This window comes from Aliirhizobium wenxiniae (assembly GCF_019511445.1).
GTDB lineage: Bacteria > Pseudomonadota > Alphaproteobacteria > Rhizobiales > Rhizobiaceae > Neorhizobium > Neorhizobium wenxiniae_A.
The window spans coordinates 169859-184029 of record NZ_JAEUAN010000005.1 but is presented as its reverse complement, the minus strand read 5'-3'; the positions used below and the strand labels follow the sequence as shown (position 1 = coordinate 184029).

Annotated in this window: 16 protein-coding genes; 5 read left to right on the top strand and 11 right to left on the bottom strand. The window is 58.8% G+C overall.

Going from position 1 to position 14171, the window contains the following annotated elements:
• Positions 1-3 precede the first annotated feature (3 nt).
• Positions 4-477, bottom strand: a complete 474-nt coding sequence (nusB, locus tag JNB91_RS08495; RefSeq protein WP_112510313.1) for a transcription antitermination factor NusB — start codon at positions 475-477, stop codon at positions 4-6.
• A complete protein-coding gene (gene ribH, locus JNB91_RS08490) occupies positions 477-938 on the bottom strand; it encodes a 6,7-dimethyl-8-ribityllumazine synthase (RefSeq protein WP_220325075.1) in 462 nt (153 codons plus the stop codon). The genes nusB and ribH overlap by 1 nt, the downstream gene beginning before the upstream one ends.
• A gap of 309 nt (positions 939-1247) precedes the next feature.
• Here ribH and JNB91_RS08485 point away from each other — a divergent pair, with 309 nt between their 5' ends.
• Positions 1248-2387 (top strand): GAF and HD-GYP domain-containing protein, encoded by a 1140-nt coding sequence (locus tag JNB91_RS08485; RefSeq protein ID WP_220325074.1) that lies wholly within the window; start codon positions 1248-1250, stop codon positions 2385-2387.
• 6 nt (positions 2388-2393) lie between these two features.
• Here JNB91_RS08485 and JNB91_RS08480 read toward each other — a convergent pair whose 3' ends face one another.
• From JNB91_RS08480 to JNB91_RS08450, 7 genes are all read right to left on the bottom strand, one after another.
• The gene (locus JNB91_RS08480; protein ID WP_220325073.1) at positions 2394-3008 is read right to left on the bottom strand and encodes a riboflavin synthase; all 615 of its coding nucleotides are present in this window, start codon (positions 3006-3008) and stop codon (positions 2394-2396) included.
• Positions 3008-4093, bottom strand: coding sequence for a bifunctional diaminohydroxyphosphoribosylaminopyrimidine deaminase/5-amino-6-(5-phosphoribosylamino)uracil reductase RibD (ribD, locus tag JNB91_RS08475; protein ID WP_220325072.1), 1086 nt, complete (start codon positions 4091-4093; stop codon positions 3008-3010). Before ribD ends, JNB91_RS08480 begins: the two co-directional genes overlap by 1 nt.
• A complete protein-coding gene (gene nrdR, locus JNB91_RS08470) occupies positions 4093-4584 on the bottom strand; it encodes a transcriptional regulator NrdR (protein ID WP_220325071.1) in 492 nt (163 codons plus the stop codon). Before nrdR ends, ribD begins: the two co-directional genes overlap by 1 nt.
• A 9-nt stretch (positions 4585-4593) precedes the next feature.
• Positions 4594-5883 (bottom strand): serine hydroxymethyltransferase, encoded by a 1290-nt coding sequence (gene glyA, locus JNB91_RS08465; RefSeq protein WP_220325070.1) that lies wholly within the window; start codon positions 5881-5883, stop codon positions 4594-4596.
• A 137-nt stretch (positions 5884-6020) separates the two neighbouring features.
• The gene (locus JNB91_RS08460) at positions 6021-7097 is read right to left on the bottom strand and encodes a linear amide C-N hydrolase (protein WP_220325069.1); all 1077 of its coding nucleotides are present in this window, start codon (positions 7095-7097) and stop codon (positions 6021-6023) included.
• A 34-nt stretch (positions 7098-7131) separates the two neighbouring features.
• Complete coding sequence (locus tag JNB91_RS08455) at positions 7132-7968, bottom strand: porin family protein (protein WP_223218105.1); 837 nt, start codon at positions 7966-7968, stop codon at positions 7132-7134.
• A 169-nt stretch (positions 7969-8137) separates the two neighbouring features.
• The gene (locus JNB91_RS08450) at positions 8138-9466 is read right to left on the bottom strand and encodes a L,D-transpeptidase family protein (protein WP_220325068.1); all 1329 of its coding nucleotides are present in this window, start codon (positions 9464-9466) and stop codon (positions 8138-8140) included.
• A 569-nt stretch (positions 9467-10035) separates the two neighbouring features.
• On the opposite strand from JNB91_RS08450, the gene JNB91_RS08445 reads away from it, so the two are divergent.
• The gene (locus JNB91_RS08445; RefSeq protein ID WP_112510327.1) at positions 10036-10236 is read left to right on the top strand and encodes a hypothetical protein; all 201 of its coding nucleotides are present in this window, start codon (positions 10036-10038) and stop codon (positions 10234-10236) included.
• A 145-nt stretch (positions 10237-10381) separates the two neighbouring features.
• On the opposite strand, the gene ldtR is transcribed toward JNB91_RS08445, so the two are convergent.
• Complete coding sequence (ldtR, locus tag JNB91_RS08440; protein WP_148145573.1) at positions 10382-10894, bottom strand: transcriptional regulator LdtR; 513 nt, start codon at positions 10892-10894, stop codon at positions 10382-10384.
• A 234-nt stretch (positions 10895-11128) separates the two neighbouring features.
• Positions 11129-11566, bottom strand: a complete 438-nt coding sequence (locus JNB91_RS08435) for a DUF6163 family protein (protein WP_220325067.1) — start codon at positions 11564-11566, stop codon at positions 11129-11131.
• Between the two features lie 131 nt (positions 11567-11697).
• Here JNB91_RS08435 and hemB point away from each other — a divergent pair, with 131 nt between their 5' ends.
• From hemB to JNB91_RS08420, 3 genes are all read left to right on the top strand, one after another.
• Complete coding sequence (gene hemB, locus JNB91_RS08430; RefSeq protein ID WP_220325066.1) at positions 11698-12708, top strand: porphobilinogen synthase; 1011 nt, start codon at positions 11698-11700, stop codon at positions 12706-12708.
• 81 nt (positions 12709-12789) lie between these two features.
• Positions 12790-13248, top strand: a complete 459-nt coding sequence (locus tag JNB91_RS08425; RefSeq protein ID WP_220325065.1) for an RDD family protein — start codon at positions 12790-12792, stop codon at positions 13246-13248.
• A 146-nt stretch (positions 13249-13394) separates the two neighbouring features.
• A complete protein-coding gene (locus JNB91_RS08420; protein WP_220325064.1) occupies positions 13395-14168 on the top strand; it encodes an arginyltransferase in 774 nt (257 codons plus the stop codon).
• Positions 14169-14171: the final 3 nt, after the last annotated feature.

Sequence of the window (14171 nt, the reverse complement as noted above, 5' to 3'; positions counted from 1 at the left end):
CTGTTATTTCTTGTCGCTACGGACCTGTTTGGCGATCCGGTCGAGAACCGCATTGACGATGCGCGGCTCGTCTTCCTCGAAGAAGGCGCGCGCGATCTCGACATATTCGGTGACGATGACCGGAACCGGAACATCCTTGCGCTCGAGGATTTCGAATGTGCCGGCGCGCAGGATCGCACGCAGCGTCGAATCAAGGCGCGAGAGCGGCCAGTCTTCCTGCAGCGAGGAACGCACGATCGGGTCGATCTTGGTCTGGTCGCGGACGACGCCGGAAACGATGGAGCGGAACCAGGACGGGTCGGCCTTCAGATAGGTGTCGCCGTCAAGTTCCTGGCCGAGGCGATGGGCCTCGTATTCGGCCACGACTTCCAGAACGCCGGTGCCGCCGATATCCATCTGGTAGAGCGCCTGCACGGCTGCGAGACGCGCTGCACCGCGCTGGTTAACCGGCTTGATCTGTTTTTCTTCGTTAGACATCAGCGTGCACCGTTCAGCTTTTCGCGCACGGCGATCATGGTCAGTGCCGCACGGGCTGCAAAGCCACCCTTGTCCTTGTCCGAACGGCGGGCACGCGCCCAAGCCTGATCGTCGTTCTCTACGGTCATGATGCCGTTGCCGATGGCAAGTGATTCAGAGACGGCAAGATCCATCAATGCGCGCGAGGATTCGTTCGAGACGATGTCGAAGTGATAGGTTTCGCCGCGGATCACCATGCCGAGAGCAACGAAACCGTCATATTCGGCGCCACCGTTTTCGGACGCATCGAGCGCCATGGCGATGGTCGGCGGAATTTCCAGCGCACCGGGAACCGTGATCACGTCAAAGGTCGCTCCCGCCTCCTTGAGTGCCGAGGTTGCTCCGTCGAGCAGTGCATCGGCCATATCATCATAGAAGCGAGCTTCTACGATCAGGATGTGTGGAGCGGTTTCGAGCGACATGGATCACCTTAAGATACGTGTATTCGGTCCGGCAAGTGGCGGACTTTGAGCATGGGCGCGGTCAAAACACGCCGTGAGGCACTTGGCAAGCGATTTTGCGGGAACGAGGCCTGCATGCCGGGAATAGGATGACATAAGGCTGCCCCATAATACTTCATCAATCCCGGTCCGGATCATCTCTGTAGCCAGTAATTAATTATCTGTTAAACTAAAGAAACAAAGCGTATCACTCTTGCCACCTTCGTTTTATTAGACATCTATTATTCGACGCATAGATGCAGGTGGATAATGGAAAAGCACCGTTTCCAGATGGATGACATGGACGACCTGCTGCTGAAGATATCGATGGCCCGCGGTCTTGAGGAGATCATGACCGTGGTCAGGCAGTCCGCGCGCCGCCTGATCGGTGCCGATGGTCTCGCCTTCATCCTGCGCGACAAAAACGAATGCTTCTATGTGGATGAGGATGCTATCCAGCCGCTTTGGAAAGGCCAGCGTTTTCCAATGGAGGCCTGTATCTCCGGCTGGGCGATGCAGCATTCGCAAGTGGTGGTGATCGACGATATAACCAAGGACCCGCGCATTCCGCAGGACGCCTATCGCCCGACCTTCGTCAAAAGCCTGGCAATGGTTCCATTGCGGCCGGGTGATCCGTTGGGTGCTATCGGGGCCTATTGGGCAAAGGTCGGCACGCCACCGGACGATAGCGTCTACCGGCTGCAGCGCATCGCCAATACCGCAGCAGTGGCGATGGCCAATGTGGCACTGACGAACTCACTTGCCGAAGCGCGGGACGAAGCGGCGCGCGCCCGCGATGCGATGATCCTTGCCATGGCATCGCTTGCCGAGACGCGCGACCATGAAACCGGCGACCATATCCGCCGCACGCAGCATTACGTCCGGGTGCTTGCCGAGGCGCTCAACCGACGTGAGCCGGAAACCAACGGTCTCGATGAGGAGTTTGTCGACCTGCTCTACAAGTCGGCTCCGCTCCACGATATCGGCAAGGTGGGCATTCCCGATCGCATCCTGCAAAAGCCGGGGCGGCTCGACCGGGCGGAATACGACATCATGAAGACCCATGCCGATCTCGGCCGCACGGCGATTGCCACGGCCGAGCGCTATATCGGCTCGAGCAATCCCTTCCTAAGCCTCGCCAAGGAAATTGCCCATTGCCACCATGAAAAGTGGGACGGGACGGGCTATCCACGAGGCCTGAAGGGCGAGGATATTCCGCTTGCCGGCCGCATCATGGCTGTCGCGGATGTCTATGACGCGCTGGTATCGGAACGGGTCTATAAACCCGCTATGAGCCACAACGAAGCGGTTTCCATCATCACGGAAGAAAGCGGCAAGCATTTCGACCCGGCCGTCGTTGCCGCCTTCGGCGATGTGGCTCCGCAGTTTGCGGAAATCCACCGCCAGTTCTCACAGCCGATCGGACACTGAAAGACCTCAGGCCTTGGCGGGGAACTCCGCCAGGCGGGCCGCATACCGCGCCATAGTGTCCACTTCGAAATTGATGAAATCGCCCGGCTTGCGGTCGCCCCAGGTGGTGACGGCAAGCGTGTGGCGGATGAGCAGGATGTCGAAATCCGTGCCGTTGACGGCATTGACCGTCAGCGAGGTACCGTCGAGCGCAACCGAGCCCTTGGGAGCGACGAAGCGCGCCAGATCTTCAGGTGCACGCAAGGTGATGCGAACCGCCTCGCCTTCTGATTCAACCGCCAGAATTTCGGCCTTACCATCGACATGGCCGGACACGATGTGTCCGCCGAGTTCGTCGCCGATCTTCAGCGCCCGCTCAAGGTTGATCCGCGTGCCCTTTTCCCAGGATGCGATCGTCGTCAGGCGCAGCGCCTCTTCCCAGGCCTCCACCTCGAACCAGCGCTCGTTGCTGCCGTCTTCAGGAAGCGTGGTCACTGTCAGGCAGACACCGCCATGGGCAATCGAAGCGCCGAGATCGATCGTCTTCGGATCGTAATTCGTCGAGATGCGCAGCTTCACGCCCTCATCGAGAGGGGTCAGTTCGGAAACGGTGCCGATATCGGTAACAATACCCGTAAACATCAAAGGCCTCTTTCATATTCGAAGCTGCGGTCGGCGCCGAAGCGCTCCTGCCGCACACACTGAAATCCCACAGGAATATCGGAGGGCGTGGCGGGCGATTCAATGCCACCCGCACCGACGACGAGTTCCGACTGAGCAAGGACAAGGCGGTCGACCAGCCCGGCCTCAAGGAAACTGCGGCCGACCTTGGCCCCGCCCTCGACCATCAGCGAGGAAATCCCACGCGTTGCGAGATTGGCGAGAAGATCATCGAGATTGGCGGCCTGCAGAACTTCCACGCCCGCCGACATCAGCGCCCTGACACGTCCTTCGTTGGACGGATGGGTATCGCAGAAAGGATCGGTGACGGCGACGACGGGAACGGTCGAGGTCGATTTCACCAGCTTGGACGACAGAGGCAGTTCCAGCCGGCGATCGAGGACGATCCTGAGCGGAGAGCGGTTTTCCAGTCCCGGAAGGCGAACCGTCAGTTCCGGATCGTCCACCAGCGCCGTGCCGATACCGACAAGGATCGCGTCGTTTTCGGCGCGCATCATATGCACCTGCGCACGCGACTGGGGACCGGTGACCACCAGTTCCTCCCCCTTGCGGCCGAGCATGCCATCGGCGGAAACGGCAAGTTTGAGAGTCACATAGGGCCGTCCTCTCACCTGACGCGAGAGATAGGCGGCGAGCACCCGGCGCCCCTGCTCTTCCAGCAATCCGGCTTCGACGACGATACCGGCTTCACGCAGGATGCCGAAGCCGCGACCGGAGACGCGTGGATCAGGGTCGTTGAGGCAAACGACGACGCGGGCAACACCTGCAGCCACCAGCGCATTGGCGCAGGGCGGCGTGCGTCCGTAATGGGAGCAGGGTTCGAGCGTGACGTAGACTGTTGCGCCCCTCGCCTTTTCACCGGCAACGGCAAGCGCCTGGGTTTCGGCATGGGGGCGGCCGCCAACGGCGGTCACGGCCTGGCCGACGATCGCACCGTCTTTAACGACGATGCAGCCGACCGAAGGATTGGTTGCCGTCAGGCCGGAGTGCCATTGCGACAGCCGCAATGCGGCTGCCATGAAACGCCGGTCTTCGGCAACGCTCATCAGCTGTCGCTCCCGGATTCCAGCCCCGGATCGCGTGCGAGCTTGGCGTTGATCTCCTCGATCACCTTCTCGAAATCCTCCGCATGGGAGAAATCGCGATAGACCGAGGCATAACGCACGAAGCCGACATCATCGAGGCTCTTCAGCGCTTCGAGCACCTGCAAGCCGATCTGTTCGGATGAGATTTCCGACTCACCGGAGCTTTCAAGGCGGCGCACGATACCCGAGACGGCGCGTTCGATCCGGTCGGGTTCGACAGGACGCTTGCGCAGCGCGATCTGGAAGGACCGCACCAGCTTGTCGCGGGCAAACGGCACCTTGCGGCCGGTCTTCTTCAACACCATCAGTTCGCGCAATTGCACGCGTTCGAATGTGGTGAAACGGCCACCGCAATCCGGACAGATGCGGCGCCGGCGGATGGAGGTAAAATCCTCCGCCGGACGACTGTCCTTGACCTGGGTATCTTCAGAGCCGCAGAACGGGCAGCGCATCGGCTCTCCTTAGAGGTAGGGGTACATCGGGAAACGATCGGTCAGACCGACGACCTTTTCGCGGACAGCCGCTTCGACGGCAGCATTGCCCTCGTCGGAATTGGCAGCCTTCAGACCATCGAGAACCTCGACGATGAAGTTACCGATTTCCTTGAACTCGGCTTCCTTGAAGCCGCGCGTCGTGCCGGCCGGCGTGCCAAGGCGGACGCCGGAGGTTACGAACGGCTTTTCAGGGTCGAACGGGATGCCGTTCTTGTTGCAGGTGATGTAACCGCGACCGAGAGCAGCCTCGGCGCGCTTGCCGGTGGCGTTCTTCTTGCGCAGATCGACCAGCATCAGGTGGTTGTCGGTGCCGCCCGAGACGATGTCGAGGCCGCCGGCAACCAGCGTTTCCGACAGAGCCTTGGCGTTCTTGACGATCTGGGCTGCGTAATCCTTGAATTCCGGCTGCAGTGCTTCACCGAAGGCAACGGCCTTGGCGGCGATGATGTGCATCAGCGGGCCGCCCTGCAGGCCGGGGAAAACGGCCGAGTTGAATTTTTTCGCCAAATCCTCGTCATTCGTCAGGATCACGCCACCGCGCGGGCCGCGCAGCGACTTGTGGGTCGTGGTGGTGGCAACGTGGCAATGCGGGAACGGCGACGGATGCTGGCCACCGGCAACGAGACCGGCGATATGCGCCATGTCGACCATCAGGTAAGCGCCGACTTCATCGGCGATCTCGCGGAAACGCTTCCAGTCCCAGATGCGGGAATAGGCAGTGCCGCCGGCGATGATGAGCTTCGGCTTGTGTTCGCGCGCCTTGGCGGCAACGTCGTCCATGTCGAGCAGGTTGTCGTCTTCACGCACGCCGTAGGAGACGACGTTGAACCACTTGCCGGACATGTTGACCGGCGAACCGTGGGTCAGGTGACCACCCGAATTGAGGTCGAGACCCATGAACGTGTCGCCTGGCTGCAGCAGCGCGAGGAACACGGCCTGGTTCATCTGCGAACCCGAATTCGGCTGGACGTTGGCGAAGTTGACACCGAACAGCTTCTTGGCGCGCTCGATGGCAAGTTCTTCGGCGATATCGACGAACTGGCAGCCGCCGTAATAACGCTTGCCCGGATAGCCTTCGGCATATTTGTTGGTCATGATCGAGCCCTGCGCTTCAAGAACGGCGCGGGAGACGATGTTTTCGGACGCGATCAGCTCGATCTCGTGGCGCTGACGACCGAGCTCCTTCTGGATCGAGCCGAAGATTTCCGGATCGGTTTCGGCAAGCGGGCGGGAGAAGAAGACTTCGGTATGCGACATGGACGAGGCTCCTCGAACGGGATGGCAAGCGATGTGACGCGTCTTAGCGCTCCGCCCCGTCTAGGGCAATACGAAGAGCGACATTTGCACGCTCTGCCGCGGTCCCTGCCTGTAGGATCTCGCACATGCCGCCCGGATCAGGTTTTCAGACCGAGGAAATGGAAGGCGGGAGCCGGCTTGAAATCAGTCGTCGCATTGCCTGAAAAGGTGTGATCCTGGTTGGCCCCGAGATCGAGCCGCATCACCTTGCCCGTATCCGCCGAAAAATCGATCGCCTTGAGGTCGATCCAGAACGTGTTCGGTGTCAGCGCGGATTCAAAGAAATAGAGTCTTCGCTTGTGATCGACGACCGTGCGCCAGCGCGTTGAGGAAATGTTGGGTTCATCCGGCGTATTCAGCCCGAAAGGCACCGACACATTGCGGATCACGCTGAAAACACTGGCGACCGAGCGGTTGGGATCCTCGAATTTCGGGATGGCATTGACGTAGAACGAGGCACGGGCGAAGCGATCTGCAGCGCGGTTGGTACCCGGAAGCATGACGGTGCCGCCGATCTGCTTCCAATAGGCATTCAGCGCCAGTTGCTGATCGAAGATCGGCGAATTGGTCATCACCTGATAGTCGCGGCTGTGATGGATGACCTGCTTGCCGCCGATATATTCGACAATGGCACTGTCGCCCGAAGCGTCCGAGATGGAGAGATGCAGCGTCGTAAGCCGATCTTCACCCGGCACATTGTCGGTGACGATGGTGAAAGGCTGTTTCTCGAGATCGGCAACGGCTTCTTCCACCGTCGCGAAATTGTCGAGCACATATTGGGCCCAAGCGGCGATCGTCAGGCCCGGTTTGCTATCCTTGCCGAAGGGCGGATATTGGGATTCGACCAGCCACAAGAGGTTTGCCGCCAACCCCGCCTCGTTGACACCATCGGTGGTCGAGACATCGTAGCCCGTGGCGACCACGCTTCCGTATTTCGACGTCCACTTGATCGAGTTCGGCCCCGCTTCCCCTGTCCGCTCCATGCCCTTCGGCAGGACATAGAGATTGGTCATCACATCGCTTTTCCAATCCATGGACCGCGCCGTCATGACCTGACCGTCTGCTCCGAGATAAACGAAGCGGGTGCATGCTTCTGCGACATTGGCAATGCAGAGACTGGAAACAGACAGAGCTAATGCGGCGACCCGGAAGACCTTGGCTGGCGAGAACGTCATCACTCACTCCTTATAAATGGATGGATGGAAGCGATCAGAAGCGCATGGACAGGCCGACCACCGGGCCATGCTGGGTCACGTCCCAGCGAAACTTGTTGGCGCCGGTGAAATCGTCGTTTTCGTAATCCTGATAAAGCGCCCTGTAGCCCGCACGAAGAATGGTCGGGCGACCAAGCATCATGGTGCGATAGCCAAGATAGGCCTGGGCATTGACGCTCAGCCGTGAGCCGACGCCAAACCCGCCGACATCGGCCTCCGCAAACAGGTTCCAGCGTTCCGTCAGGTCGGCGTTCATGCGCAAGCCGATGAACGGGTCGGTCCAGTCCGCGCTTTTGGAAGCATTGAAGCCAGGCACAGAGACATCCGCCTCCAGCTTGGTCCAGCGTATCCCTGCCGTTGGTTCGATGGACAAGGTACGCGGACGGGCGAAAACCGTTTCACCGCCAAGCTCCACCTCATAGGCCTTGAAGAAGGCACCGGCAGCGAGCGAGGTCGTGCGGATCTTCAGGCCTATCTCGTTGCTCAGCAGTTCTTCATCCTGCGAGGTGCGGACATGCTGGGCATCGACATAAAAACCCCATTGACCGTTCGTTACCTCGATATTGCCCATCAGCACGAAATCGAGATGATCGAAGACATCGGAAAACGGCACATCGACATCAGTATTGAAACCTGCAAGAGACGCATCGCCTTTCAGCGACGCAGCCCAGGCATAGGGACTGACGATCACTGCCCACTCGCGCTCCGGGCGCGTCTGTTCGGGTGTCATTCGTGTCTGGTCGAAATCTGCCGCAGAGGCGGCATGAGACGTGAGCAAAGAGGCAGCGGCCAACAAGGCAACGCTACCGACAAGCAACAGGCACCGGGTCATCCGCGATCTCCGCCCCAATCGGAGATTGCAGATTAGCCTTGACTGACATGAAAGCAACCTAAAACCGGATGGCCAATTACATTTGACGACACGGCCCCGCCGCGACATCGGGACAAACAGAAAGGCCGGGCGATTGCCCGGCCTCTCCTTCAAACTCTAATTGCTAGCCTTATTGCGGCAGCATGTCGCTTTCGGTGAGAGCACCCTGGCGCTGCTCGATGCCGGTCGTGGTCTGCAGTGCGAGTTCCTGATTACCATCCTTCTGATAGATGTCGTCGCGGAACTGCACGACCTGGTCCTTTGCCGACCATGCGGTGACGTAGACGATATAGACCGGCACTTCCTGGGAAAGCTTGATCGGGTTGTTCTGGCGGGTCGAGATAACGCGCTCGATCTCCTGACGTGACCAGCCGGATGTGTCGCGCAGCAACCAGGTGATCAGGTCGCGAACGTTCTGGATACGCATGCAGCCCGAAGATTCGAAACGCATGAGCTTGTTGAACAGGCCCTGCGAGGGCGTGTCATGCATGTATTCGTTGTTCGGGTTGTGGAAGTTGATCTTGGTCGAGGCCATGGCGTTGATCTTGCCGGGATCCTGCCGGAACATCAGGTTCGGCGCCTTGGGCGCAAACCAGTCGACAGTCTCGGGCGACACTTCCTGACCGCGTCCGTCGAACAGACGGATGCTGTTTTTCGTCAGATAGGTCGGATCCTTGCGCATCAAAGGCACGATGTCCTTTTCGATGATCGAGCGCGGCGCCGTCCAGTAAGGGTTGAGGATGACTTCGTAGATCTTGGAGTTGATCGCGTGGGTCGGGCGGTCGATGCGGCCAACGACGGCGTTGGTGCGCAGCGCCACACGGTCGCTTTCGACGGCCTCCACATAGGCGGCCGGAATATTGACCATGACGTAACGGGACCCAAGGTCTCCCGACATAGACTGAAGACGAACGAGATTGGTCTGGAGCTGCATCAGGCGCGTCTGGGCGGGAACATTCATCGCCTTCAGCGAAAACTCACCGAGAACGCCGTCAGCCGGGAGACCGTGGCGCGCCTGGAAACGCTTGACCGCACCATCGACATAACTGTCAAAGGCGTTCGACATGCCGGCAGACTGATCGAGGTCGCCTGCAATCATCAGGCGGCGACGCAGGTTCTGGACGGACGGATCGACAACGCCGAGCTGGAGGCGGGTCGACGAGCCGACGTCCGGCCAGCCGCCGTTCGAAACGATCTGCTGATAGGCGTAGATTGCCTGCTGGATGTTGCCCGGACCTTCCGGTCCGAGAACAGGATTGTTGGACACGACGCCGACGGCCGTGCGCGAACCGCGCGCATCGAACTGATCATCCCAGCTGCCACGACGCGGCGCATTGATGAGGTTGTCAATCGGGCTTTGCGCAAGCGCCGGCACAGCCAGAGCCGCGGCACCTGCTGAAACAGCCGAACGCAGCAGCGCGCGGCGAGACAAAACTTCAGAACCGATCTTCTTCGACATCATCCTATCCATCTGACCCAGGTCAACACGACAGCGCTACCGGGATATGGTTAAAAAAGGCGCAAAGCCAAGCAGGCGCCTTTTTCGGCCCGCTCTGCCACGACGGGCAAAGCCCCTTTTACCAATTGCTTGAACAAGCCCGGTCCCATAGCAATATGGCCAATTCGTGTCGGTGCGCAGAGGGTCACAAGCCCGTGTAGCGCTGTGACTTTTCTGCCGTGGCTCGCATGCCGTCGGAGACGTCTTGCTAGGCCTTATGGGGATGATAGCACCAGGCTCCAAAGCCACTTTTTTCAAAGATGCTCACGAAAACAGACACCGTTTCTCACTTCGCCGACGTCCGAATCGCGCTCCGCTGTCGCCAGAGCAGCAAAATGCAACAGCTGCCACTACCCTAAATTTTGCGATCTTGCCCTTTCGAAAGCTTTCCGCAAAACAGGCTGCCGTCGAAGAATCACCCTTGGTACGAGCGATCACCTTCCACAGAGGTTTTTCTTAAAAAGCACCAGCTTCAAGCAAGGCGATAACAATAAATTGTATGACTTAGAATATAGGGGTGGAGAAATTACATGCAATGGAAGCCGATAAACACTCTCATTCCAAACAAGCTCGTCTTTCTATTGTTCGATCATCTTGAGAGCGCTCAATGGGTCGGCTACGTCAACGAAGACGGCATTTGTGAATGGCCTGACAAGGTCCGCGGATATCGTCCGACGGGCTGGCAGGAAGTGATTGTCGACCTGACCCGCATCAAGGCCATCGGCGGCTGACGTCTTCGAAAAATGTAGATGCAAACAAGCAAAACGGAGCGTAGGCCTACGCTCCGTTTTGCTTTTGTGCGTCACCGCATGACTGGAGGTAATGAGGAACGCCAAGCCCCTAGTGGTTTAAAGGCTGATCGCAGTTCCGTTCAGATTACATCCGGTATGCGATCGAGTCGTTCCAGAAGCGATCGAGACGCTGCAGCAGACGGTTCATCTGGGAGAACTCGCCTTCGCCGATGCCGCCGACCTTTTCGATCGAGCCGATGTGGCGCTCGTAAAGCTTTGCGACGGTTTCAGCGATTTCCTGGCCAGCCGGCGTCAGGCTGATACGGACAGAGCGACGGTCGATGCGCGAACGGGCGTGGTTGATGAAACCGAGATCGACCAGCTTCTTGACGTTGTAGGAAACGTTGGAGCCGAGATAGTAACCGCGGGAGCGGAGTTCACCGGCAGTCAGTTCCGAATTGCCGATGTTGAAAAGAAGAAGTGCCTGTACGGCGTTGACGTCGTCGCGACCCTGACGGTCGAACTCGTCCTTGATAACGTCGAGGAGACGGCGGTGGAGACGTTCCACCAGGTGCAGCGATTCCATGTAAAGGCCACGGATGGTGTCTTCGTGCGGATCTGCGACTGCCGGTGCCTGCGGCTTGAGCTTCGTGTTCATCATAACTGCCTCACTGTTTTGTTTGGCGGTGTGTTTGTTTGTTCCCGCCTTGAGACAGACCCTATCGAATGCGCATAAAATTCGACTTAAAACATTTGCTTAACAAATACCTACCCGCATTTTTCGATTTTGTCGGCACTGTGGCGCACACCTCTCAGCCACTCGTTCTCCTTATAAAAATCAAAAGCTTAGCATGCAAAATTCGCTAAAATTTGAGCGAAAATTCCCTTAATTTCATGGTAAATCGATCCTTACCCTTTCCTCCTTGCGCCGGCCTTCCAGCCACAAGGCGACCCGAAACACGACGTAAAGGCTCGCAACAAGGACGTTCAAGATCGGCACAAGATGGTTCTCGCCGAAGATTTCCGGCCACACGACATACATCAGAAGCTGGATGATGGCGGCCATTGCCCAAAGCACAGCCCCCCAGGACACGGCAAGCCAGAGACCGAGAGACGCGACCGGAAACAGCACGGCAAGCGTTGGAGCGGCAGCACGCCAGGGCAGGTTGAGAAGATCGAAGCGCGCCCGGCCTTCCAGCGAATATCCGACGAGCATCGCCCAATATTGCATGCCGAACCAGAAACAGGTGACGGCTATCATCCTCAGGAAGAGAACGAAGAGGAGCTCGGTCAGCGTGCGCCGGGGCGTCGAGGGTGAATCAGGTTCCATGGGTCAATGATATATAGGGGCGTGACGCAAGCCGCCAGTCACGCGCATGGCAGCAATGCTTGATCCCGACCATTCATAAACAAGTTGTCGCATGCTAAGGACCGGCCAACAAAAACAACGGAGACACCGTCATGGACAAGACGCATCTCGTCGACGAGATCACCGGACACCGCAGGATGCGGCGAAACCGCAAGGCTGACTGGGTTCGGCGCATGGTGCAGGAGAACCGGCTGACCGTCGACGATCTTATCTGGCCGATCTTCATCACCCACGGCACCGGCATTTCCGAGCCACTGGCCGCCATGCCGGGCGTCAACCGGATGAGCGTCGACAAGGCGGTGGAAGCGGTGAAGGAAGCGGCAGATCTCGGCATTCCGGCAATCGCCCCCTTTCCGGATATCGAGATGGATCTGCGCGACGCGACCGGGTCCCACATTCTCGATGCAAACAACCTGATGAACCGGTTCATCCGGGAGACGAAGAAAGCCGTGCCGAATATCGGGCTTATCACCGATGTGGCGCTCGACCCGTTCACCAGCCACGGCCATGACGGCATTTTGCGCGAAGGCATTATCGTCAACGACGAGACCGTCGATCATGTGGTGAAGGCAGCCGTCATGCAGGCGGATGCGGGTGCAGACATTATCGCACCGTCGGAAATGATGGATGGCCGTATCGGCGCCATCCGTCGCGGGCTGGATGCGGCCGGCCACCAGGATGTCGGCATCATGTCCTATGCAACGAAGTTCTCATCCGGCTTCTATGGTCCTTATCGCGAGGCGATCAATACCGGGGGACTGCTGAAGGGCGACAAGAACAGCTATTACATCTCGCCGGCCAACGGCACCGAAGCCTTGCGTGACGCAGCGCTCGATGTCGAGGAAGGCGCCGACATGATGATGATCAAGCCCGGCCTGCCCTATCTCGATATCTGTTGGCGGGTGAAGGAGGCCTTCGGTCTTCCGACCTATGCCTATCAGGTCTCGGGTGAATATGCGCAGATCAAGGCCGCGGCCATGAACGGCTGGATCGACGGCGACCGGGTGATGATGGAAACGCTTCTCTGCTTCAAGCGCGCGGGCTGCGACGGCATCCTCAGCTATTTCGCCGTGGACGTGGCGAAGAAGCTGTCGAAGAGCTAACGCCCGGCGCTTTGGCGCACGACTTGCTAAGGTTGCAATCTCTCCCCATATGTTTGGGGAGAAACAGGAGACTGAATATAAATGAGCCTCGACCCGAACCCGACCTATGCCGCACCCGACGACTGGCGCGCCTATAGCGGCGTTCTTTCCCGCCGGGTGTTCGCCTTCATTCTCGACTACATGATCGTGCTTCTGCTGTGCATTCCGGCAGCGGTCATCGTGTTCTTTCTCGGCATCATAACGCTCGGTCTCGGCTTCATGCTCTATCCGGCGCTGTTCGTGATCGTCGCGCTTCTCTATTTCGGCATGACGCTCGGCGGCCCTTCCCAGGCCTCGCCCGGCATGCGCGCCATGGGCATCACGCTGATGCGGATGGACGGACGGCGCATGGATTTCATGACCGCAATGGTTCACACCGTGCTGTTCTGGCTGATCAACTCGGTCCTTACACCGCTCATCCTGCTGGTCGGCCTGTTCACCGACAAGTCGCGGTTGGTGCATGACATGCTGCTCGGCACGGTGACCGTCAGGACATCCTGACCATTTTATTCGCGCGGCCGAACACCGGATTTTTTTGTGATTGGCCGCGCTTAAAACCAGGCCCCTAAAAGCGCATGGTTGACGTTTTCCATTTATGCGCCATGGTATGACATTTCACACTCCATGACGGGATCGGCCGCAACTCGATGAATACCCAGACAACGCCTTCCCCGCAGTTTTATCTGACGGCTCCGGCAGTTTGTCCTTATCTTCCGGGTGAAATGGAACGGAAGGTGTTCACCCACCTCGTCGGCCCCCGTGCAGCGGAGATGAATGACCTCCTGACCCAAGGTGGCTTCCGCCGTTCACAGAACATCGCCTACCGTCCGGCCTGCGAAGCTTGCCGCGCCTGCGTCTCGGTGCGTATTCTGGCCGGGGAGTTCGAGCCGACGCGCTCGATGAAACGTGTCATGACGGCAAATCGCGATCTGATCGCCACCGTCCAGCCGGCCCAACCATCTACCGAACAATTCGCCCTTTTCCGCCGTTATCTCGATGACCGTCATCAGCATGGCGGCATGTCGGATATGTCGGCGCTCGACTATGCGATCATGGTCGAAGACACGCATGTGAATACGCGGTTGATCGAATATCGTATCCGCGAGCCCGGTTCGGGCCTCAGCAAACAGCCGCAGGGCGAACTGATCGCCGTAGCACTCACCGACATGATGAGCGACGGGCTTTCGATGGTCTACTCCTTCTTCAACCCGAAGTATGAAAAGCGCTCGCTCGGGACTTTCATGATCCTCGACCATATCAACAGGGCGCGCACGCTCGGCCTGCCGCATGTCTATCTCGGCTATTGGGTCAAGGGATCACCAAAGATGGATTACAAGACCCGCTACCAGCCACAGGAGCAGTTGATGGCACGTGGCTGGGAACGCTCACTGCCGCCGACAGACGACACTGACGAACGGTAGCCG